Here is a 26,335-nt window from a genome sequence, read left to right as displayed (position 1 = left end):
ATGGTCGAACAGGAATTTCCGCTCACACCGCAGCAGTACGGCGTTTGGCTCGCCCAAAAACTCGACCCGGAAATCCCCTTCAATGTTGCCGCCTACATGGACTTCTACGGCGATATCGACCTGGATGTCCTCGCCGATTGCATGGCCGCGATGGGGCCGGAGCTGCGCGCCGGAATCGTCAATTTCACGGTCGCCGACGATCACGTGTACCAGTTCAGGCGCGAAGTGAGCGATTGGCGGCCGGGGTTCACCGATATCAGCGAACGGCCGGACCGCGAAACCTATGTCACGCAGCTCATGACCGAGATATCGGCGGTGCCGTTCGACTTGGAGCGTGATGCGCTCGCACGCGTCGAGTTGATCAAGTACTCCGAGCAGCGGATCCTGCTACTACTGGTGTTTCATCACATCGTGTCCGATGCGGCGGGTTGCCTGATGTCGGCGTATCGCGTGCTCGAGCACTACAGGAGCCGTGTCGACGGCACCGAACTCCCGCCGACGAAATTCGTCGATCTCGACGTGATACTCGCGGAAAGCGATCGGTATCGACAATCCCCACGTTTCGAGAAGGACCGACGTTTCTGGAGTGACTTCCTTGATCCGAGTGTCGAGGGACTACGAATCCAGGGCACGCCGACTCCGGGTCCGACACGCATCATCGCCGCGGGCAGTGATATCTCGGCCGAGACCATCCAAAACCTCGGCCGAGCGGCCGATGGACTCGGCGTCTCACTCCCGGTACTGCTGATATCGTCGCTCGTCATCGGACTGCACGGCTTGTCCGATACCGATGAGTTCCTGGTGCAGTTGGCAGTGGCCAATCGCGTCGGCCGCTGCCGATCGACACCATGTCTACTCGCGAACGCCGTTCCGGTCAGGCTGTCGCCCGAGCCGGACGACGAATTCAAGTCCTTCGGATCCGAGATCGTCGCGCAGGTTTCCGCCGCCATGCGGCACGGAAAGTTCGACGTGACGAGCATCCGCAGTCTGGCCGTCGAGAAAGGGATGCAGGGCAGCTTCGGCCCGATGGTGAATATCATCCCGTTCCTCGGCGTCGAGGAGTTCCCCGGCGGTCATGTCGAATTCCGACATATCATGAATCCCACTGCCGACCTCTCGATCTCCGTGGTCTATGACCCCGATCAGGCCGCAGGTGGTCGTATCGAATTCGGCGCCGATAGTCGCGAGTACTCGGAATCGGATCTCGCCGCATACTTGGACACTGTCCTCAGCGTGATCGATCAGGTCATCGCCGAACCGGATATGCGACTGATGGATGTCGGGATCGTCGACCCCGTCGAAGAACAACGAATACTGCGATCCTGGAACGAGACAACCACCGGGATCGACCGGGGCCGCACCGTTGTCGACCTGTTCGAACTCCAGGTCGCGCAGACACCGAAGGCGATCGCGGTGGTCGGGGACGGCGGCCAGAAGTCCTACGAGGAGCTGAATTCGGCCGCCAACGTCTTGGCGCGCAGTTTGATCGACGTCGGTGTCGGTCCCGATGAGCTGGTCGCCATCGCGGTCGAGCGATCCATCGACATGGTGGTCGCGGTGTTCGCGGTGCTGAAGGCCGGTGGAGCCTACCTCGCGATCGACCTCACCCATTCGGGCGAACGACTCGCCTACATCCTGTCCGACACAGCCCCTGCCGCGTTCATCGCGACGCCGACGGCGCTGGCGACGCTGCCCGACATCGACGACGTCCCCGTCATCGACCCAGTCGTGACGCACGCAGAGGAACAAGCTGACGCGAACATCACCGACGGGGATCGCAGAGGCGCGCTGCGACCGGACAATCTCGCCTACCTCATCTACACCTCGGGCTCGACCGGCCGCCCGAAAGCCGTCGCCGTCCATCATCGCGGCATCGCCAACCTCGTCGCCACCGAGCGGCTGCTCGTACCGGGTGATCGAGTGCTGTTCAGCACCTCCGTCTCGTTCGACGTCTCAGTGTGGGAACTACTCGCCCCGCTGTGCGCGGGCGCGACCCTCGTCGTCGTCCGCGATCTGCTCGCCGTTACCGAACCCCTGGCGGACAGCTGCCAGGTGATCTGCGCCGCGCCGTCGGCTATCGGCGAATTGCTCACCCAGGAGCCGGTTCCTCGGGTGCTCGCCGAGGCCGAGACCTTGGTGTTCGGCGGGGAGGCGATCCCCCGACGCATGATCGAACAGGCTCGCGAGGCGATCCGAGGCGTTCGCATCGTCAACTGGTACGGGCCGTCCGAGGCGACGATCTACGCGACATCGGCGATGCTGCACCCCGGCGCCGAGTTCGACGGCGCCGCGTTCACGATCGGTGGCCCGATCGACAATGTGACGGTTTACGTCCTCGATACTTGGCTGCGGCCGGTCCCGATCGGCGTCGCCGGTGAGCTGTACATCGGCGGCACCGGCGTTTCGCGCGGGTACCGCAATCGCCCGGGATTGACGGCCGGCCGCTTCATCGCCGATCCACGGGGAGCGAGCGGAGCGCGGCTCTACCGGACCGGCGATATCGTCCGTTGGACGTCAGGCGGCGAATTGGAGTTCGTCGGCAGAGCCGATGACCAGGTGAAGGTACGCGGCTTCCGCGTCGAGCCGGGTGAGGTCGAATCGGCGTTGGCCGCGCACCCCGGCGTCGGCCGCGCGGTGGTTGTCGTCGGCGAATCGACGGGGGGACACGGAAAGCAGCTCATCGGTTACGTCGTGCCGACCGGCGGCGGTGCGGATGCACACCAGATTCGAGCGTTCGTCGCCGCACGCTTGCCTGGCTACATGGTTCCCGCGGCGATCGTCGTGATCGACCGCCTGCCGCTGACCGCGAGCGGGAAGTTGGATCGCGCCGCGCTGCCCGAACCCGTGTTCACCGGCGTCGGGGCCTATCGGGAACCGTCGGGTCGGGTCGAACTCGCCGTGTCCGCGATCTTCGCCGAGGTCCTCGGCGTCGAACGGGTCGGCGCCGACGACTCGTTCTTCGACCTGGGCGGCCACTCGCTGTCCGCCATGCGGTTGATCGCCCTTGTCAGGTCCGAACTCGATGCCGAACTGGCGATACGCGCGGTCTTCGAGTCCCCAACGGTCGCTGGCATCGCCGCGGCGGTGGGACGCGCGGGAAAGGCCAGGCCCGCGCTGTGCCGGTACGAGCGACCGGCGATCTTGCCGTTGTCGTTCGCTCAACAGCGCCTGTGGTTCCTGTTCCGGTTGCTCGGGCCATCCGCGATCTACAACATCCCGATGGCGGTTCGGCTCATCGGTCCGGTCGATGTCGAGGCGCTGCGCGCGGCGGTCACCGATGTCGCGATCCGACACGAGGCGTTGCGAACGATGTTCGGCGAGGTGGACGGGCTCGCCACACAACAGATCGTCGACGACGCCGAGGTCCCGGTGCGCATCGGCGAGTTCAGTGCGGACGCGGTCGACGAGCTCGCCCGCCATGCCTTCGACCTCACCCGCGAGATCCCGATTCGCGCCGGTGTTCTGCGCGACCTCTCGGCGTCGGACGAACAGTGGGTGGTGGTGCTCGTTGTCCATCACATAGCCGCTGACGGCGCATCGATGGCGCCGCTGGCGCGCGACATCCTGGTCGCCTATGCGGCCAGATGTCGTGGCGGCATGCCGGACTGGGCTGAACCGGTGGTGCAGTACGCCGACTACACGCTGTGGCAACGCGATCTCCTCGGCGACCTCGGCGATCCCGACTCGCTCGCGGCCGAGCAGTTCGCCTACTGGGAGGACGAGCTGGCGGGGGTGCCCCCCGTGATCGCGCTACCGACTGACCGGCCGCGCCCGCCGATCGCGTCACACCGAGGCGACGTCGTCGATTTCGCTATCTCACCCGCAACGCGCGCACGCATCGACGAGCTCGCACGGGCGAGCAGCGCCACCGCCTCGATGGTCCTGCAGACGGCCCTGGCGATGCTGCTCACCCGCTTGGGAGCGGGAACCGACATCGTGCTCGGGGCGCCGATCGCGGGGCGTACCGACGAAGCCGTCGCCGAACTCGTCGGCTACTTCGCCAATACCTGGGTGTTGCGTGTCGACACCAGCGGCAACCCCGGGTTCGACGCACTGCTCGAACGCGTGCGCGACAAGGCCATCGAGGCGTACACCCGGCAGGATCTGCCATTCGAGACCTTGGTCGAGCAGTTGAATCCGATGCGATCGGGCTCGTATCACCCGCTGTTCCAGGTGGCGCTGGCTTTCCAGAACAATCCGCTGCCCGACCCTACGCTCGCGCGTGCTCTGGTACGTGAACTGACGGTCGCGCGGTTCCCGGTGACCACCGGCACCGCCCGCTTCGACCTGTCTTTCACCATCGGCGAGCCCGTCGCCGGTGATGCGGAATTCACCGGATCGGTCGAATTCGCGACCGATCTGTTCGACCGGCCGACCGTCGAGCGGATGACGGCAGCGTTCGTCCGGGTCGTCGAACAAGTCGTCGCCGATCCCACAGTGCGGTTGGCAGAGCTGGAGATCCTCGCCGAGGACGAGCGGAACCAGATTCTGCTCGCATGGAACGCGGCGGAGGCTCATCTCGAACCCCAACTGACCGTCGTCGATCTCTTCGACCACGTGGTCGCCGCCACGCCGGACGCGGTCGCGGTCATGTGCGCGGGGAAAGAGTACTCATACCGCCGGTTGCATGCCGAGGCCGACGCACTCGCCCGGACACTGGTAGCGACCGGCGTCGGGCCGGATGGAGTGGTGGCGGTCGCCATCGAGCGTTCGTTCGAGCTGGTGGTCGCCGCCGTCGGGGTGCTCAAGGCCGGGGGCGTCTATCTGCCGATCGACCTCGCACACGCAAGCGAACGAGTAGCCCGGATCCTCGCTCAGGCCACGCCAGTTGCTCTGGTCGTACACGGCGGCATCCGCGACCTTCCTGGCGTGGGCGGACTTCCGGTCATCGATCTCGACACCATCGCGACGGACTCGCCGGGCCGACTTCCCTCGGCGGCGCGCTTGGACGACCTCGCTTACACCGTCTACACCTCGGGCTCCACCGGACAGCCCAAGGGCGTAGCACTCACCCATCGCAATCTGGCCGGCCTCGTCGGGCAGCGGTGGCGGGTCGGGCGCGGCGAACGCGCGCTCGTGCACTCGTCAGTCGGGTTCGACGCGTCCGTCGCCGAGATTTGGCCAGCGCTTGTCGGTGGGGGCAGCTTGGTCATCGCGAGCCGAGCGGAAAGCACCGATCCGGGCAGGCTACTCGCGTTGATCAGCACGAGCGGGGTCGATCGGCTGCTGATCACCCCGCTGCTGCTCGCGGCGTTGCTCGAGCATCCTGACGCGAGCGCCGCGTTGGCGCGCGTATCGCGCATGGCGGTCGGCGCCGACGTGGTTACGGCGGATCTGGTACGCGACCTGGCAAGCATCGCACCCGGTGTGCGTGCCGAGATCTGGTACGGGCCGACCGAAGTCGCGGTCTACGCCACCCGATACGTTGTCGAATCCGCGCTGACCACTGTGCCGATCGGCGCCCCGATCACGAATACCTGTGTCTACGTGCTCGATCACTGGCTGTGCCCGGTGCCTGCAGGCGTTGCCGGTGAGTTGTACATCGGCGGCACTGGAGTGGCGCGCGGCTATCAGCGTGAACCGGGTTTGACCGCAGCCCGTTTCGTCGCCGATCCGTTCGGTGCCACCGGCGGTCGGCTCTACCGGACCGGCGACCTGGCGCGGTGGACGTCTGCCGGGCTGCTCGAGTTCGTCGGCCGATCCGACGATCAGGTGAAGATCCGTGGATTCCGCGTCGAGCCAGGCGAGGTCGTCGCGGCACTGACTCGGCATCCCGACATCACACGGGCACTTGTGGTCGCCAAGGAGTCGACCGGGGGTAGCCGACTGGTCGGCTACGTCGTGGCGAACGCCGATGTCGATCCGGCCGAGGTGCGCCGATTCCTGGCCACGCGTGTGCCGGAGTACATGGTGCCGACGGCGATCGTCGTGCTCGACCGGCTGCCGCTGACCGTGAACGGGAAGCCGGACGCGGCCGCGCTGCCCGAACCGGTGTTCATCGATGTCGAGCAATATCTGGAGCCGACCGGGCCCGTCGAGACGACCATCGCGACGATCTTCTCCGAAGTACTCGGGGTCGAGCGGGTCGGCGCGGCCGACTCGTTCTTCGACCTCGGCGGCCACTCCCTGTCCGCCATGCGCTTGATCGCTCGTGTGCGCACCGAACTCCGCGTCGAGCTGACGGTCAGGATGATCTTCGACGCACCGACGGTTTCCGGCCTGGCCGCGACGCTGGATCGCGGAACGCGGGTGCGCGCCCCGCTCACTGTTCGCGAACGACCGGCGGTTGTGCCGTTGTCGTACGCGCAGCGACGGCTCTGGTTCCTGTTCCGACTGCAGGGTCCGGCACCGACCTACAACGTTCCACTCGGCGTGCGGCTGAGTGGACCGGTCGACGTCGCGGCGTTGCGCTGTGCGATCAACGATGTCGTGGCCAGGCACGAGGCGCTGCGAACGATCTTCGTCGAGGTCGACGGGGTCGGCGCACAACGCGTACTCGAGTCCGCGGGTGTGCCGGTCGAGGTCGGCGAGTTCAGCGTTGAAGCGGCCGGTGACTTGGCGCGGCACGCATTCGATCTCGCGAACGAGATCCCCATTCGCGCTGGCATTTTCGCCGTCGACGCCGATCACTCGGTAGTTCTGCTCGTCATGCACCACATCGCGTGTGACGGCGCCTCAGTGGCTCCGCTCGCACGAGATCTGTTGTTGGCATACAGCTCTCGACGTCGGGGCAGCGAGCCGAGCTGGGAAGCGCTTCCGGTCCAGTACGTCGATTACACACTGTGGCAACGTGATTCGCTCGGCGATCAGCAGGATCCAGCCTCGTTGATGGCGCGGCAGATGGATTACTGGCGCACCGAGCTGGCCGGTATTCCCGAAGTCATCGAGCTGCCGACCGATCGGCCGCGCCCGACGATCGCCTCCTATCGCGGTGCGACGGTCGACTTCACGGTCGCGCCTGAGCCGCGAGCGCGGATAACCGAGCTGGCGCGCGCCGGTGGCGCGACGGTCTCGATGGTCCTGCAGGCCGCCTTGGCTGCTCTCTTGACCAGGCTCGGTGCGGGAACCGACATCGTGCTCGGCGCGCCTGTCTCGGGCCGCACCGACGACGCGATGACCGACCTCGTCGGCTTCTTCGTCAACACCTGGGTGCTGCGAGTCGACACCGGCGGCAATCCGACGTTCACCGAGTTGCTCGCTCGCGTCAGGGCCAAGGCGCTCGACGCCTATACGCATCAGGATCTGCCCTTCGAAAGCCTGGTCGAGCAGCTGAGCCCGGCTCGTTCGACCGCGTATCACCCACTCTTCCAGGTGGCGCTCGCGTTCCAGAACAATCCGCTCCCGGATCCGAGCATGGCGCGGGCACTCGTTCCGGAGCTCATCGTCGAGCAGTTCCCCGCCACCAGCGCGGCGGCTCGCTACGACCTGTGGTTCACCGTCGGCGACGACCTCAGCGGTTCGGTCGAGTTCGCGACCGACCTGTTCGATCGCACATCGGTCGAAAGCCTGGTCGCCCGTTATGTCCGACTGCTCGAGCAGATCGCGACGGATCCTGGCATGCGGTTGACCGATGTCGCGATCATGGATCACGCCGAACGAGATCTGATTCTGCGGCACTGGCACACGACAGCGGCGCCGGTCGATCCGATGGTCACCGTGAACGATCTGTTCGAGCGACGGGTCGCGATGTCGCCGGAGGCGACCGCCGTCGTGTTCGACGGAGTCGAATACACCTACGGCCAGTTGTCCGCCAGGGCCGATGCCATCGCTGCCGCGCTCATCTCGATCGGAGTCGAACCCGACGACATCGTCGCGGTGGCTGTGGAGCGATCTTTCGACCTCGTCGCCGCCATGGTCGGGGTCCTCACGGCCGGTGGCGCGTACTTGCCGATCGATCCCGCGCACGCGAGCGAGCGCCTCGCCTACACCCTGGCCGACGCGCGACCGAGCGCGCTGGTCAGCGCGGGCGCGGTTCTCCCGATACCCGAGGACCTGCCCGTCATCGACCTCGACACCACCGAATCCGTCGAGCGCACTGCGGTGCGTCGCCGCGAGCCCCGCCCGGACCACATCGCCTACGTCATCTACACCTCGGGCTCGACCGGACGGCCGAAGGGCGTCGCCGTCACCCACCGCAACGTGGTCAATCTCCTCGCCGACATCGGGCGACAGCTCACGCTGGACGCAGCCGACGTCTGGGCCATGGTTCACTCCCCCGCGTTCGACTTCTCCGTGTGGGAAGTGTGGGGCGCGCTGTCGACCGGCGGCTCGGTCGTGATCGCGCCCTCGACGACAGTGCGCTCACCTGAATCGTTGGCCGCCTTGCTCGTCGAGCGCGGTGTGACGGTACTGAGTCAAACCCCGACGGCCTGGTACACGCTCGCCGAGACCGGCGTACACCACGATCCACGTTCGGCACTGCGGCTCGTGGTCTTCGGCGGCGAAGCGCTCGACCCGAGCAGGCTCGGCGACGCCGACCCACGCGACCCGGTGTTCGTGAACATGTACGGGATCACGGAGAACACCGTTCACGCCACCGCGCTGCTACTCGCGCCCGAGCATCGGGTATCGAGTCGCAGTCCGATCGGTACGCCGCTGCCCAATGTCGAGGTGTTCGTGCTCGACGGATCGTTGCGGCCGGTACCTGTCGGGGTGCCGGGCGAGCTGTACCTCGGCGGCGCCGGAGTGACGCGCGGCTATCGGCACCGCGCGGGGCTGACCGCGGCGAGATTCGTCGCGCACCCGTTCGGGCGGGCAGGACAGCGCGTATATCGAACCGGCGACATGGTGCGGTGGACCGGCGACGGCGCGCTCGAGTACCTGGGCCGCGCCGACGCGCAGGTGAAGGTGCGCGGCTTCCGGGTCGAGCCTGGCGAGATCGAGGCGGTCCTGCTGGGCCACCCCGGGGTCGCGCGTGCCGCGGTGATCGCGCGTGAGACAGCCGGTACGCGGCAGCTGCTCGGTTATGTCGTGCCGGATCGGCGGCACACCGCGCTCGACGGGCGCGAAGTTCGCGAGTTCGCGGATGAACGGTTGCCGGAGTTCATGGTTCCGTCGGCGATCATGGTTCTCGACGAACTGCCGACGACGGTCAACGGCAAGCTCGACCGGGAAGCGTTGCCGACCCCGGTCTTCACCAGTACCGCCGCGTTCCGACCAGCGAACACCCCGACCGAGTCCACTATCGCATCGGTCTTCGCCGAGCTCCTCGATGTGGCGGTGGTCGGGGTCGACGATTCCTTCTTCGATCTCGGTGGCGACAGCATCATCGCGATCCAGTTGGTCTCGCGCGCCAAGTCGCACGGTGTGGAGTTCTCGGTGCGTGACGTATTCGAATGCCGGACGCCCGCGCAACTGGCCAGGCGCGCCGACGCCGCCGAGCCGAGGGTCGTCCTCGCCGAGCTGCCCGGCGGCGGGCTGGGGGAGCTACCGCTGCTCCCCATCGCGCGGCGGCTTCTCGACGGCGACCACGGCTTCGATCGTTTCAACCAGAGCATGGTCTTGACGCTGCCGGTCGGCATCGACCGCGCGGGCTTGGTCACGGTGATGACCACGTTGCTCGACCATCACGACATGCTGCGCGCTCGGCTGGTCGTCGACGCGGCAGGCGGCAAACGTCTGGTAGTTGCCGAACCGGGGTCGGTCGATGTCGATGAGCTGTTGGTGACCATCGCCGCCGACGATCCGACACCCGACATCGCGGCGGCGGCACTGGATACCGCGGCGGCGCGCCTGCGCCCGCTCGCGGGCGCAGTCGTCGCCGCGGTATGGCTGGATCGCGGACGCGACGTCCCCGGCCGGTTGGTGTTGGCGATCCATCATCTGGCGGTCGACGCGGTCTCCTGGCGGATCATCATCGCCGACCTGATGACCGCGTGGGCCGCCGTCACTCGTGGTGCGGTCCCGGAACTGCCTGCGACCGGGACGTCGATGCGACGGTGGTCGCACGCCCTCACCGAACTCGGTGCTTCGGGCGCGCGCTCGCTCGAGCTGGATAGGTGGAAAGCGCTCGGCCGTCACGCTGATCCGTTGCTCGGTGCGCGGCCCTTCGATCCGGCGATCGATACCAGGTCGACGACCGAGTCGGTGCGGGTGACGGTCGCTCCTGAGCTGACCGATTCGTTGCTCACCGGCCTGCCTGCCAAGTACCGAGCGACGGTCGAAGAGGGTGTCATCGCGGGCATCGCGCTCGCGCTCGCGCAGTGGCGTGCCCAGCGCGGGTGCGACGCGACCGCGACGGTGATCGATGTCGAGCGGCACGGCCGCACCGAGGACGTCGTCGCGGGCGCCGACCTGTCCCGAACGGTCGGCTGGTTCACCGCCATGTCGCCGGTCCGCATCGATCTCGCCGACCTCGACCGATCCACTGAGGCAGCGATCGGGGACGTCATCCAGCTGGTCAAGGAGCGGGTTCGGGCGATCCCCGACCGAGGCATCGGATTCGGGGTCCTCCGCTACCTCGACCCGACGAACGGCACCGAGTTGGCGGATATCAGGCCACAACTCAGCCTCAACTATCTCGGCAGCGTGGCGACGCCGCCGGAGGCCGACTGGACGCCGGATGCGAGCTTGTCGTTTCTGACCTCTCGGCCCGACCCCGACATGCCGATGCTCTCGGCGGTCGAGGTGAGCGCGATCATCGTCGACGGCCAACTGGCAGCCGACTTCGCGTTCCCATCCCAACTCCTGTCCACGAGTGATGTCGCCGCCCTCGCGCAACTCTGGGTCGAAGCGGTGACCACCATCGCCGTGCATCTCGATACAGTGCCCTTCCGACGTGCGACGCCGTCCGACTTCGACCCGACGACGGCGACGAAGCGCGACATCGACACGTGGGAAGCGACTTTCGGTGAGCTCGCCGACGTACTGCCGCTCACCCCACTGCAATCCGGGCTGTACTTCCACGCCGCGCTCGCCGACCAGCGTCTCGATGTGTACACAGCGCAGATCGACCTCGCGTTCACCGGCGCCGCCGATGAGGCTCGATGGCGAGTGGCGGCGGGCGCACTGCTCGCGCGGCAAGCCAGCCTGCGCGCGGCATTCCGCAGCGCCGGTGACGGCTCCACCTACCAGGTGATTCCCTCCGAGGTCGAACTGCCTTGGCGTACAGTCGAATTGGTCGGGCACACCCCGGACGAGCTCGCGCGCGTTCGCGCCGAGCTACGCGACGCTGACCGATGCGCCCCGTTCGACCTCGCCGACGCGGCGAATCTGCGCTTCACTCTCGTCCGATTCGGCGATGCGGAGTTCTCCCGCATCGTGACCATCCACCACATCCTGGTCGACGGCTGGTCCATGCCGTTGCTGGTGCGCGAGTTGCTCACCCTGTACGTGACCAGGGGTGACGGAACGGTACTCGGCCCCCGCCCGGACTTCGGCCAATATCCGCGCTGGATCGCACGCGGTGATGCCGCCGCGACCCTGGCGGCTTGGCAAGCCGAGTTGGCCGGGGTTTCCGAAGCCACGCTCCTCGCACCGGCCCACCGTGCCGCGCACGCCGTGCCGCGCGAATTCTCGCTGATGGCGGGCGCAGAACTCACCGCGGCGATCAAGGCGGTGGCGACTGGTCTCGGTGTCACCCCGAACACGGTCATGCAACTGGCCTGGGCAACCGTGCTCGCGGCCGCTACCGGCCGCGAGGATGTCGTCTTCGCGACGACGGTCTCCGGCAGACCGCCTAGCCTTCCGAACGTCGAGTCGATCATCGGGCTCTTCATCAACACGCTGCCGGTCCGCGTCCGGCTCGCACCGACCGATACCGTCGCAGCTACTCTCGTCGACCTGCAGCGACGGCAGGTCGAGCTGATGGATCACCACCATTTCGTCGGCCTGGCCGAGATCCAGCGGGCGGTCGGCGCAGGCGCGGTGATGGACACGATCCTGGCCTTCGAGTCCTACCCGGTCGATCTCGACCGACTGCGCGAACAGGCGGAGAACCTCGACGGGCTCACCGTCGTCGGCGTCGAACTCACCGACGCGTCGCACTACCCCCTCGCCCTGACCGTCAGATTCACCGATAGCGACCTCTACCTCGAGGTCGGATACCAGTCGGCGCTCTTCGATGACGCCCACGTCCGCGGCATCGTCGACCAGTTGTTGCGAGTGCTGGAACAGATCGCGGAGCGACCTCCGATGCGGTTGTCGGAGCTGACGGTGCTGTCGGCCGACCAGCGCGAGCTGGTGGCTGGGCAGCGTGCGGTGGTCTCCGCCGGTGCCACGACGGTCGTCGACCTGTTCGAACAGCAAGTGGTCAGGTCGCCGGACGCGGTCGCGGTGCTCTCCGGCGGCGACGCGTACACCTATCGCCAGTTGAACACGCGAGCGGATGCGCTTGCCGGGACGTTGGTGTCGGCGGGAATCGGACCCGACGACGTAGTCGCTGTCGGGATCGACCGGTCGTTCGAGTTCGTCGTCGCGGTGGTCGGTGTGCTGAAGGCGGGCGGATCGTATCTGGCGATCGACACGGCGCATTCCGGCGAACGACTCCACTCTGTGTTGACCGATGCAAAACCCGCCGCGCTCGTCACCACCAGCACGGCGCAAACCGGCCTACCTGCGATCACCGGCTTGACGCCGATCCGGCTCGACACGCTCGACACCGCCGCCGTCTCACGAGTCGGTCGCGGACGACCGCCGCTCGACGCCATGGCCTACGTCGTGTACACATCGGGTTCGACCGGCCGCCCCAAGGGCGTCGCGGTCACCCACCGCGGCCTCGCGGACCTCACGCGGCAGCGCTGGCGGGTCGGCCCGGGCGACCGGGCGCTCGTGCACTCATCGGTCGGGTTCGACGCTTCGGTGGCTGAGATATGGCCCGCCTTGGTCGGCGGCGGCACGCTGGTCATCGCGGATCGCCACCGCACCGGCTCCCTGACGGAACTGCTGCGGATGATCCACGACTCGGGCGTCACTCGGCTCTTCGCGACTCCGCTGTTGCTCGCGGCGCTGCTCGAGGATCCGGGCGCGCCCAACGCCCTGCGCGGGGTGGAGCGGATCGCGGTGGGGGCCGACGCGGTGCACGGCAGCCTCGTCGGCCGACTCGCCGGCGTCGCGCCTTCGATCGAACTCATCAACTGGTATGGACCATCCGAGGCGACGGTCTACGCCACCGAGTACGTCGTCGACGCTGGATTCGACGGCGACTGGGTCCCGATCGGTCGCCCGACCGCGAACACCCGAGCCTATGTATTGGATGGGTGGTTGCGCCCTGTCCCGGTCGGTGCGGTCGGCGAGTTGTACCTCGGCGGTCCGGGTTTGGCGCGTGGGTATCGCGACCGGTCGGGGCTGTCGGCAGCACGGTTCGTCGCCGATCCCTTCGGCGCACCGGGCGAGCGGCTCTACCGAACCGGCGATGTCGTGCGCTGGTCGACGACGCGAGAGCTCGAGTTCGTCGGCCGTTCCGATGATCAAGTGAAGATTCGTGGGTTCCGGGTCGAGCCAGGCGAAGTCGAAGCGGCCTTGCTCGCCCATCACGACGTGCGGCAGGCGGTTGTTCTCGGCGTCGAATCACCGAGCGGAGACAAACAACTCGTTGCCTACGCGGTCGCCGATCACACAGATCACGCGCCGTTGCGGGCGTTCGTCGCCGAACGGCTGCCGGACTTCATGGTGCCGACGCACATCGTGCAGCTCGCCGAGCTGCCACTGACCAGTAGCGGCAAGGTCGACAGAGCTGCCTTGCCCGCGCCGGTCTTCGCTGATTCGACCGCGTATCGACCGCCTTCCGGCCCGGTCGAGATCACCCTGGCCGGGCTCTTCGCCGAGATCCTCGGGGTCAGCCACGTCGGAGCCGACGACTCGTTCTTCGCGCTGGGAGGTCATTCACTGTCGGCGATGCGGTTGATCGCACGGACCCGCACCGAACTCGGTGTGGAACTGCCGATCAGAGCCGTCTTCGATGCCCCGACCGTCGCGGGTCTGGCAGCCGCGCTCGATCGCGGTGTAGCGGTCCGGACGGCGGTGCGCGTCTTCGAGCGACCAGCTGTCGTGCCGCTGTCGTTCGCGCAGCAGCGGTTGTGGTTCCTCTTCCGACTCGAAGGCCCGTCCCCGACCTACAACATCCCGTTGGGCGTGAAGCTGACCGGTCCTGTCGATGTCGATGCGCTGCACGCCGCGATCGACGACGTCGTTGCCAGGCACGAGGCGCTGCGGACGAGGTTCGTCGAGATCGACGGCGTCGGCACCCAGCAGGTCGCTCCCGTGGCCGACGTGCCGGTGGCGGTCGGTGAGCTCACCGCCGACGCGGTCATCGACACGGTCGGCCACGCCTTCGACCTGACCCGTGAGATTCCGATCCGCGCCGGGATATTCCGCGCGGCCGAGGCCGGACCAGATCACTGGGTCGTCGTGCTCGTCGTGCACCATATCGCCGGTGACGGCGCGTCATTGGTGCCGCTCGCCCGTGACATCCTGATCGCGTACGCGGCTCGTCGGGTCGGTGCCGTGCCCGAGTGGGGGCCGCTTCCGGTGCAGTACGTCGACTACACACTCTGGCAACGTGAGCTCCTCGGCGACCCCGATGACGCCGAATCCGTCATCGCACGCCAATTCGCCTACTGGAAGCGGGAACTCGCCGGGATCCCCGAGGTGTCGAAGCTGCGCACCGATCGGCCGCGCCCAGCGGTCGCCTCCTACCGGGGCGGCGAGGTGAATTTCACCATTCGCCCGGATCTACGGGCACGGCTGGAGGGTCTGGCCATGGCGAACGGTGCGACCGTCTCCATGGTGTTGCAGGCGAGTCTCTCGGTGCTGCTCACTCGCCTGGGTGCAGGCACCGACGTGGTGATCGGTTCCCCGGTGGCCGGTCGGACCGACGAGGCGCTGGCCGAGCTGGTCGGCTTCTTCGTCAACACCTGGGTCCTGCGCGTCGACACCTCGGGAAATCCCGAGTTCGTCGAGATCCTCGGCCGAGTCAGGGCGAAGGCGCTCGACGCGTACGCACACCAGGACCTACCGTTCGACACCCTGGTCGAACGGTTGAATCCCGCCCGGTCGGCGTCGCATCACCCGCTGTTCCAGGTAGCACTGGTATTCCAGAACAATCCGATGCCCGACCCCGAGCTGGCACGGACCTTGGTCCCGGAACTGACGGTCGAATCGTTCCCGACCGCCACCGGCGCCGCCAGGTTCGATTTCTGGTTCAACATAGGCGATCACGTCGATCACACGAGCGACGCTCCCGACGGCTTCGCCGGGTCGGTCGAGTACGCGGCGGATCTGTTCGAACGGGAGACCGTCGAGCGCATCGTTGCCGGGTATCTGCGAGTGCTGGAGCAAGTCGCGGCGAATCACGTGATTCGAGTGGCCGAGGTGGAGATCATCGATCGCGCCGAGAGAGACCTGCTGTTGCGGCTCGGTGGAGCAGCTGAACCGATGGACGGCATCGTCGTCGCGACCACCTTCGCACCCGCGCGAATCCCGGAACTGCTCACACGCGCGCTCGGGCAAGGGGAACGGGTCAACGGCGTGGGGCTGGCTGAGCTCCTCGATGATCCGAAGCGACTCGTCGGCGCCACGGCCACCTGCGTGCTGATCCTGGTCCGCGCTGCCGATCAGGTCGGTCCCACCGATCTCGCGGCCCTCGCCCAGACGTACCTGCGGGCGATCGCGGTCCTCGCCGAGCAGATCCCCGTCGTCATCGGCGTGGCCCCCACCCAGCTCGCTCGCCAGGACCTGACCAGCTGGGAGGACGATCTGCTCGACGCGGCGCGGCGTGTACCGAATGTCGCGGTCGTGCGGCGTACTTCGTGGACGAGCCAGCACGCGGTAGCGAGCGAGTTCGACGGGGACTCGTTCTCCCTCGAGTTCCAGGCTGCCATGGCCCTCACCGCCGCGCGGACGCTGCGCGCGATCACCGCGGTACGACCGAGGCTGATCGTGGTGGAGCCGAGCGTCATCAGCAATGCCGAGGTCACCGCGCGCCTGCTCGAATGGCATTCGGCTGGTACGCGACTCGTACTCGCCACCGCCTCCGACGCAGTGAGCTCGCCGCCGGTAGCGAGTCATTTCACCGTGATCGAGACCGACGGGCAACCGCTGTCCGACGTCCTCGAGTCGCTCGCTCACCGATTCGGGGTCGACCTGCCCGAGTTGGTGTACCTCGACCACGACGCGAGCGTCGTCGCGGAACTGCGCACGACGTTCCCCGACCTGCTCGCCATCACCTGGCCGGCCGCCGAAGAGATCCCCGCCTTCCTCGACCGGCTCTGGCCGTTCCGTCCTATCGCGAAAGTGACCACGTGAGCCGCAACGAATCAGACTGGCTGTCAGCCGAATTCATCGAATCCGGTAGCGGCGGCCTGAGTGTTGCCGACCTGCTCGGCGGTGCGGGAGAAACGACGGCTCGGCAACCGACGGTGGTCGACCTGTTCGAAAGTCGGGTGGCGGCCACCCCGAACGCCGTCGCCGTGATCCACGCCGGAGAGGAGTACCTCTACCACCAGCTCGATGCCTCGGCGAACCGACTGGCGCGTGCTCTGGCCGCCGAAGGGGCGGGCCATGACCGGGTGGTCGCCGTCGCGGTCGACCGCTCCTACCAGCTCGTGGTCGCCCTGCTGGCTGTGCTCAAGGCGGGCGCGGCATATCTTCCGCTCGACCTCGCGCACGCAGGCGAGCGACTCGACTATGTGCTCGCCGACGCCGATCCGGTCGTCGTGGTGACCACGAGCGAGATCCGTGCCGTGGTGCCGAGCATCGGATCCTGGCCGACAATCCTCGTCGACGCGGGCGTCGAACCGCACCGAGACGAAATCGCCGACCATGCGCGCGGCGGTCGCCAGCGGCCGGACAACCTCGCCTATGTCATCTACACCTCGGGTTCGACCGGCCGTCCGAAGGGCGTCGCGATCACCCACCGCAACCTCACGCATCTGCTCGACCAGGACCTCACCGTCGGACCGGGCGACCGCATGCTCGTGCATTCATCACTGGCCTTCGATGCCTCCGTCTTCGAGTTGTGGCCCGCGTTGCTCGGGGGCGGGGGTGTCGTGCTGGCGACCGACGCGGCGTTCGACGCGGGCCAGCTGACCAAATGGGTCGCCGAGAGTTCCGTCTCGGCGGTGTTCGTGACACCCGGTCTGCTCGATGTGCTCATCGAACAGTTGACTTCGATCGACCGCGGCGGGCTCGTCGGCCTCGAGCGACTGACCGTCGGCGGTGATGTCCTCACCGGCTCGGCTGCCAACCGTGTCAGAGCGGCGTTGCCGGGCGTGCGCGTCAGCAACGCGTATGGGCCGACAGAGGCCACGGTCTGCAGTACCGCATACGTGGTGCCCGACGAGGTCGACGCCGCAGGCACCGTGCCGATCGGTTCGCCGATCGCGAACACGCGCGCCTACGTGCTCGATGAGTGGCTGCGCCCCATGCCGGTCGGAGCGGCCGGTGAGCTGTATCTCGGCGGTCCCGGCCTGGCGCGCGGATACCTCGGCCGCGCCGGATTGACCGCGTCGCGGTTCGTCGCCGACCCCTTCGGACCAGCGGGCGAGCGGCTGTATCGAACCGGTGACGTGGTGCGCTGGCGCAAGACCGGCGATCTGGAGTACGTGGAGCGCGCCGACAGCCAGGTCAAGATTCGCGGGTTCCGCATCGAACTCGGTGAGGTGGAGTCAACCCTGCTGCGTCATCCAGGCGTCGGTCAGGCCGTGGCCACCTCATGGGAGACGGCGACGGGAAGCAGACTGGTCGCCTATGTGGTGGCGGGGGGATCGGCGAGCGAGCGTGATGCCGACCGCGAAGACGAGATCGTCGCCGAGTGGCGAGCGGCCTATGAGACCCTCTACGCCGATCCGGGCAACGCCTTCGACGCGAATGCCTCGACCTCGACGAGCTTCGGGGCGGACTTCAGCGGCTGGAACAGCAGTTACACCGGTTCGCCCATCCCCATCGCCGAGATGCTCGAATGGCGGGCGGAGACGGTCGCGGCGATCCTGCGGTTGCGGCCGAAACGCATCCTGGAGATCGGGGTCGGATCCGGGCTCGTGCTGGCCGAGGTAGCACCTCACGTCGAGGAATACCACGGAACCGACATCTCGCACTCGGCCATCACCGCGCTGACCGACGCGTTGAGCGAGCTGGACGCGCCATGGGTGGCGAACGTACGCCTGACGACCGGTGCCGCGCACGAGCAGGCTGCGTTCACACCCGGGTACTTCGATGTGATCGTGCTGAACTCCGTCGCGCAATACTTTCCCAACGCGCGCTATCTGCTCGAGGTCATCGCGGGCGCGATGCGCCTGCTCACCGACGACGGCGCGATATTCGTCGGTGACATTCGCAATGCGTCGACTCAGCGTCTCTTCCACACCGGCATCGCGCGGGCTCGGCATCCGGAATACGACGGCACGAAATTGCGTGACGTGGTCGAGCGGGCGCTCGGCGCCGAGCGGGAACTGACGGTAGCACCGGAGTTCTTCGCAGGCATCGGCGGCGCGATCGCCGATGTCGCCGGGGTCAGAATCGAATTGAAGCACGGCTCGTACGACAACGAGCTGAGCCGATATCGGTATGACGTCGTGCTCACCAAACGCCGTTCCCACTCGGTCGCCGACGCGCCGTCGTTCGCCTACGCCGGGCTGGCCGATCTGATGAACCGCATCGGTACCGCGACCACAGCCGTTCGTGTGACCGATATTCCTCGAGACGGCCTCATCGACGACCTGCGATACGCGATCACCATCGGCAGCGTCGGACGAACGGCGAGCACACCGGACGCCCACGGCCTCAGCCCGACCCGGCTGCGCGAGCTGGGCGCCGAGCTCGGTATGACCGTCTTCGTCACCTGGTCGCACACCGCTGGCTGTATGGACGCGGTCTTCGTCGCGAACCACGCGCAGCCGATCACCGATGTCTACCGCGCGCGCGACAGCCTGATGGCGCCGACCGCGTACACCAACAACCCGGCTGGTGCGCTCGACGCGAACCAGCTTCGCCGGTTCGTCGCCGCGCGGTTGCCCGAGTTCATGGTCCCCGCGACCATCGTCGTCCTCGATCGACTGCCGCTGACCACGTCGGGCAAGGTCGACCGAACCGCACTGCCCGAGCCGGTGATCGCGGCTTCGGGGGCGTATCGGGAGCCGTCCGATGAGTCCGAGCGCGCGATCGCGGCGATCTTCGCCGAGGTCCTCGGCGTCGACCGGGTCGGCGCCGACGACTCGTTCTTCGACCTCGGCGGACATTCGCTCTCGGCGATGCGACTGATCGCCAGAGTCCGCTCGGTGCTCGGGATCGAGCTACCGATCACGACGGTGTTCGAGGCACCGACGGTCGCCGACCTGGCGGCCGCGCTCGACCGTGGCGCTCGGGTGCGGCCGCCGATGCGCGTCTTCGACCGGCCGACGGTGGTGCCGCTCTCGTTCGCGCAGCAGCGAATGTGGTTCCTGTTCCGCGTGAATGGGCCGTCGCCGACCTACAACATTCCGTTCGCCGTGCGGCTGACCGGACCGGTGGACGTGGCGGCGGTGCGAGCGGCGATCGGCGATGTCGTGGGCAGGCACGAAGCATTACGGACGCTGTTTCCCGAGGTCGATGGGGTCGGCGCGCAACAAGTGCTCGACCACGCCGACATTCCGATCACAGTCACCGACTTCAGCGAGTCGGCCGCTGTCGCCCTCGCGACGCACAGCTTCGATCTGAGCCACGAGATTCCATTGCGCGCGGGCATATTCGAGGTCACTGCGCAACAGTGGATCGTGGTGCTCGTCATGCATCACATCGCCGGTGACGGCGGTTCGGTGGCGCCGCTTGCCCGTGACCTCCTGGTCGCGTACGCGGCTCGTCGGCACGGAAACGCGCCGAGTTGGCCCGCGCTCGCGTGGCAATACGTGGACTACACACTCTGGCAGCGCGAACTACTAGGCGACCCAGCTGATCCGACGTCGCTGCTCAGCCGCCAATCGGCGTACTGGGAAACAGAACTCGCAGGCATTCCGGACGCGATGGAACTGCCGAGCGATCGACCGCGCCCCGCCGTCGCCTCCCATCGTGGGGACGCCATCGAGTTCGGCATCTCCGCGCCGGTGCGCGAACGATTGGTCGAGCTGGCGCGGTCGAGCCGGTCGACAGTGTCGATGGTGCTGCAAGCCGCCCTCTCCATGCTGCTGAGCAGGATGGGCGCGGGCACCGACATCGTGCTCGGCGCCCCAGCAGCCGGGCGCACCGACGACGCGTTGACCGACTTGGTCGGATTCTTCGTCAACACCTGGGTGCTGCGTGTGGACACGACCGGCGATCCGAGCTTCCTCGAACTGCTCGACCGGGTGCGAGAAAAGGCCGTCGCCGCCTACGCGAATCAGGACCTACCGTTCGAAACCCTTGTCGAACGGTTGAATCCGACGCGAACGGCGGCGCATCACCCGGTGTTCCAGGTGGCTTTGGCGTTCCAGAACAATCCACTGCCCGACACCGAGCTGGCGCGGACACTGATTCCAGAGCTCACCGTCGAGCCGTTGCCCGCCGCGACGGGAGTCGCCCGGTTCGACCTCTGGTTCAACATCGGCGAAGTCCCCGACGGCCTCGCCGGGTCCGTCGAGTTCGCTACCGACCTGTTCGATCGGGTGACCGTCGAGGCGATCGCGGCCCGGTTCGTCCGCACCATCGAACAAGTCGCCGCCGACGCGACGATCCGCCTTCGCGATATCGAGCTGCTCGATCACGGCGAACGAGAACTGATCCTGCGCACGTGGAATGACACCGCGGTCCCGATCGATCCGCGCATGACGATCGTCGACGCCTTCGAACGCCAGGTCGCCGCGTCCCCGGATGCGGTCGCGGTCGTGTGCGCTGACGTCGACTACACCTATCGGCGGTTGGACTCGGACGCGAACGCACTCGCGGACCGACTCAGCGCGGCCGGGGTCGGTCCCGACGACCTGGTGGCCGTCGCGATCCGACGTTCTTTCGAGCTCATCGTCGCCTTGGTCGGCGTACTCAAGGCCGGGGCGGCGTATCTGCCGATCGATCCGGCGGATACGAGCGAACGCGTCGATCTCATCCTGGCCGACGCTGGGCCGGTCGTCCTCGTCACCTGCCAGTCCACCGTCACCTGCTCCGACGAACTTCCGGTCATCGACCTCGGCGCCGTACTCGACGCGCCCCACCCCGGCGCGACGCGCGCGCGTCCGCGTGCGGACAATCTCGCCTACGTCGTCTACACCTCGGGCTCGACGGGCGAACCGAAGGGTGTCGCGGTGCGCCACGCGAGCCTGAACGCCTTCGCGAGGAGTCCGATGTGGGACGGGGAGCGCGACTTCCTGGTGCGATCATCGATGGCTTTCGACGCCTCCATATATGAGATCTGGGTGCCGTTGGCCAACGGCGGCAGGCTCGTCGTCGTCGACGAGCCGACCAGCGGTCACACCGCGACCGATGTCTTCCTCACGACACAACTGTTCGAGACGCTGGTCGAGCTGGATTCCGACTTCTTCGACGACGTCACAGAGGCGTGGGTCGGCGGTGAGAAGGCGCGCGCCGACGTATTCGCGCGGGCGGTGCGGCGCTGGCCGAACACCCGCTTCGTGCACGCGTACGGCCCGACCGAGACCACCGTGTTCGCGACCGCCTACCGGGCAGAATCAACTGTGGGCGAAGCCATTCCGATCGGCAAGCCGATCCCGAACGCACGGGTCTACGTGCTGGACTGCTGGCTGCGGCCGGTTCCGGTCGGCGTCACCGGTGAGTTGTACATCGGCGGCGCGGGTGTGGCTCGCGGCTATCACTGTCGCCCCGGTCCGACCGCGTCGCGATTCATCGCCGACCCGTTCGACGAACTCGGCGGCCGCCTGTATCGATCGGGAGACCTGGTTCGGTGGACGCGCGCCGGGGATCTCGAATTCGTCGGCAGGTCCGACGATCAGGTGAAGATTCGTGGATTCCGGGTGGAACCGGGCGAGGTCGTCGCGGCCTTGCTACGACACGAGAACGTGGCACGAGCAGCGGTGCTCGCCCGAGAGCCCGCCGGAGGCGGGGCCAAGCAGCTCATCGGGTACGTCGTGCCATCGTCGTCCGGCCTCGACACCGGCGAGATCAAGGCATTCCTGGCCACCCAGTTGCCGGACTTCCTGGTTCCGGCGGCGATCGTCACCCTCGACCGGTTGCCGCTCACCACGAGCGGGAAGTTGGACCGTGCCGGCTTGCCGATCCCGGCCTTCGCCAGCGGACACGGCTATCGGGAGCCGACCGGCTCGGTCGAACAGTGCATCGCCACCCTTTTCGCCGAGGTCCTCGCTGTTGATCGGGTCGGAGCCGACGACTCGTTCTTCGAGCTCGGCGGTCATTCGCTCGCCGCGATGCGGTTGATCGCCCGCGTGCGCACCGAACTCGCTGTCGAACTGCCGATCCGGGTGATCTTCGAAGCACCGACCGTCGCGCGCCTGGCCGCCGCCCTGGATCGAGGCGTCCCCGTACGGTCGCCGCTGCGCGTCGTCGACCGACCCGACGCGGTGCCGTTGTCGTTCGCTCAGCAGCGGCTGTGGTTCCTCTTCCGCTTGCATGGGCCGTCCGCGACCTACAACATTCCGATGGCGGTACGCCTCATCGGACCGGTCGAGCTACCCGCGCTCCGGTCAGCGATCAACGACGTCGTCGCCAGGCACGAAGCGCTACGGACAGTGTTCGTCGAGGTGGACGGCGTTGCCGCGCAACGCGTTGTCGACCGAGCCGAGGTACCGGTACTGATCACCGAGCTCACCGCTGACGCGGTGATCGACACGGTCGACCACCGGTTCGATCTCACCGGTGAGATCCCGATTCGGGCCGCGCTGCTCAGAAACGGCTCGGACACCGAATGGGTCGTCGTGCTCGTCGTGCATCACATCGCGGGCGACGGAGCCTCGTTGGTTCCGCTCGGCCGCGACCTCCTCGTCGCCTACGAATCCCGCCGTCGCGGTGCGGTTCCCGAATGGCCGCCACTACCGGTGCAATACATCGACTACAGCCTGTGGCAGCGTGAATTGCTGGGCGACCCAGCCGATCCCACATCGTTGATCAGCCGACAGTCCGCCTATTGGGCGACCGAGCTGGCGGGCATTCCCGAGGTTTCGCCCCTACCGACCGATCGCCCCCGACCAGCCGCGGCCTCCTTCCGCGGCGACACCGTCGAGTTCTCGGTGTCGCCGGACACCCGTGACCGCCTGGCGGAGTTGGCGCGATCGCGCACCGCGACGGTGTCGATGGTGCTGCAAGCGGCCTTGTCGTTGCTGCTGACCCGGATGGGCGCGGGTGTCGACATCGTGCTCGGTGCCCCCGTTGCCGGGCGCACCGACGAAGCCCTGACAGACCTGGTCGGCTACTTCGCCAACACCTGGGTGCTGCGGGTCGACACCTCGGGCAATCCAGAGTTCGTCGAGCTGCTCGACCGGGTCGCCGACAAGGCGATCAATGCCTACGCCCAGCAGGATCTGCCCTTCGAGAGCCTGGTGGAGCGACTGAACCCGGACCGTTCGACCGCACACCACCCGCTCTTTCAAACCGCCCTGATCCTGCAGCACGATCCTCTCCCCGACCCTGATCTCGCGCAGGCGACGATTCAGGAACTTCGCATCGAACCATTCCCCACGAGCACGGGCACCGCGCGTTTCGACCTGTCGTTCACCCTCACCGAGCACCGAGGCGGTCTCGACGGCTCGATCGAGTACGCAACCGATCTCTTCGACCGAGAAACAGTCGAGCGCATGGCCGCCCGATTCACCCGAGTGCTCGAGCTGATCGCCATCGACCCGACCGCGCGGCTCGCCGAGATCGATCTCATCGACCACGCGGAGAAGGCGCTGCTACTGCGCTTGAACGACACCGAAGTCCCGAGTGAGCCTGGATTGACGGTCGTCGAGTTGTTCGACCGGCGGGTGGCCGCGACGCCGGACGCCGTCGCGGTGGTCTGTGACGGCGTCGCCTACACCTACCGACGGCTGGCCGCTGATGCGACGGCACTGGCCGGGGCACTCGCCGCGCATGGCGTCGGACCCGATGATGTCGTCGCGGTCGCGACAGAGCGGTCGTTCACGCTCGTTGTCGCCCTGGTCGGCGTGATACGTGCGGGTGCCGCTTATCTGTCGATCGACCTCACCCACACGAGTGAACGGCTCGCCGACATCCTGGCCGATGCGCGACCGAGTGTGCTGGTCACCACGACAACTGCCCGCGCCGGGCTGTCGGAATCCACCGTGCCGGTCATCGCCCTCGATGAACCGATCACCCCCAGCGCGGGAGCGACAGAGCCGCGCAAGCCGCGCCGGGACAATCTCGCGTATGTGATCTACACATCCGGCTCGACCGGCCGACCGAAGGCCGTCGCGCTGACCCACGGCAACCTGGTCGACTTGGTGGCCAAGGACAATCCGCTCGGGTCGGGCAGGATGCTCGCGCATTCTTCGGTGGCATTCGACGCTTCGGTCTACGAGTTGTGGCCCGCCCTGCTCGGCGGTGGCGGCGTCGTGCTCGCGACCGAGCTCACGCTGAGCGTCACCGCCCTCACTCACTGGGTGAACACGTGGGGTGTTTCATCGATCTTCGTCACGCCGAGTGTGCTCGATGTCCTGATCGAACAACTGGACTCGATCGAGCCAGCGGCACTCGCCGGGCTCGAATGGCTCGCGCTCGGCGGCGAGCCGTTCTTCTCGACGGCCGCCAACCGGGTGCGCGGGGCGCTGCCCGCGGTGCGGATGCTGAACGGCTACGGCCCGTCGGAGGCCACCGTCTACGCGACCGCCCATGTGGTGGACGCCGGTGTGCTGGTCGGCGGCCGGTCCGTGCCGGTCGGGAGACCGATCGCGAATGTGCGCGCGTACGTCCTCGATGATCGGCTGCAGCAGGCGCCGGTCGGGGTCGCGGGCGAGATCTACCTCGGCGGACCAGGAATCGCCCGTGGCTATCGCGATCAGCCCGGTTTGACAGCGGCCCGGTTCGTGGCCGACCCATTCGGGCCCGCCGGTCAGCGTTTGTACCGCACCGGGGACATGGTTCGGCTCACCTCGGCGCACGAACTCGAGTTCGTCGGGCGGACCGACGAACAGCTCAAGATCAGAGGATTTCGGGTGGAGCCGGGCGAGGTGGCGGCGACGGTGGCCGCGCACCCCGGTGTCACCGGAGTCGCGGTCACGACGGCTGAGTTCGCGGCCGGGGAGCACCTCGTCGCGTACGTCGTCGGCGCTGGTGTCGAGGCGGACGCGGTGCGTGAATTCACGCGCACGCGCCTACCGGAGTTCATGGTCCCTCGGGCGGTGATGGTCGTCGACCACATTCCGATGACGGCGAACGGAAAACTCGAAAGGGCGGCGCTGCCGGCTCCGGTCCTCGCCGCGGCACAGGAGTATCGGGCACCGGAGGGGGCTCGCGAACGCGCGATGGCCGCACTGTTCGCCGAAGTGCTGCACACCGATCGGATCGGCGCTGACGACTCCTTCTTCGAACTCGGCGGGCATTCCCTGTCCGCCTTGCGTCTCACCGCGAGAATTCGCGCGGAGTTCGAGGTCGAGCTGCCGATCAGAGTGATATTCGAAGCGCCGACGGTCGCCAAGCTGGTCGCCCGACTCGATGAGCGCCACGATACCGCCGATCCGTTCGACGTCGTCCTGCCGTTGCGGGCGACCGGAACACGACAGCCCATCTGGTGCGTCCATCCGGGCGGCGGCAGCAGCTGGTGCTATTCGGCGTTGGCCGCTCACCTCGATGAGCATCCGATATACGGGTTGCAGGCCCGTGGCATCGACGGACTCGCCCAGCCTGCGCAGTCCATGGCGGAGATGGTCGCCGACTACCTGACCCAGATCACGAGGGTGCAACCGACGGGACCGTATGTGCTCCTCGGTTATTCGTTCGGTGGCGTGGTCGCGCACGCGCTCGCGGTGGCGATGCGGCACCGTGGCCTCACCGTTGACATGCTCATAGTCATCGACACGCTGCCCGAATTCGTGGTCGATGAGCCGGGTGTGTGGGAGCGGCTCGCCGAGGACGGGCTGCGGGAGTCACGGCGCGCGGTCCGCGATGTCGTCGGGAACCTGATCGACACGGACTTCATCGATACGGAATCGGTTGTCGAGCACATGGGTACCGCGTTGCAGGCGGTCTTCCTCAACAACGCCCGCCTGGCGACCGCGCACACGCCGACCGTCTTCGACGGCGACGCCATCCTCTTCCGATCGAGACCTGCCGACGGGGGCCAACCCGGTGCGACCCTGACCGACGCGTGGCGCGGTCTGATCACCGGAAGTATCCACGAGTTCGAGATTCCTGCCGTTCATGCGGCGATGGTCGATCGAGAGCCATCGGCCATGATCGGTGCGATCATCGCGCGAAATTCGCGATGAGGAGCTGGAAAGCGCTGCGACACCGCCCTTCTGAACCGCCG

Annotated in this window: 2 protein-coding genes; both read left to right on the top strand. The window is 67.3% G+C overall.

All coding sequences use genetic code 11. The features are described 5' to 3' along the window. A complete protein-coding gene (locus NC7_RS02615; protein ID WP_067978242.1) occupies positions 1-16,242 on the top strand; it encodes a non-ribosomal peptide synthetase in 16,242 nt (5,413 codons plus the stop codon). Beyond that, positions 16,239-26,294: a non-ribosomal peptide synthetase gene (locus NC7_RS02610; protein WP_067978241.1), complete on the top strand. Its 10,056-nt coding sequence runs from the start codon at positions 16,239-16,241 to the stop codon at positions 26,292-26,294. Before NC7_RS02615 ends, NC7_RS02610 begins: the two co-directional genes overlap by 4 nt. Positions 26,295-26,335 lie beyond the last annotated feature (41 nt).

It is taken from the genome of Nocardia caishijiensis NBRC 108228, assembly GCF_001612825.1.
Taxonomy (GTDB): domain Bacteria; phylum Actinomycetota; class Actinomycetes; order Mycobacteriales; family Mycobacteriaceae; genus Nocardia; species Nocardia caishijiensis.
Note: the sequence above shows the minus strand (reverse complement) of the source record. Positions and strands in the feature narration are given on the sequence as shown.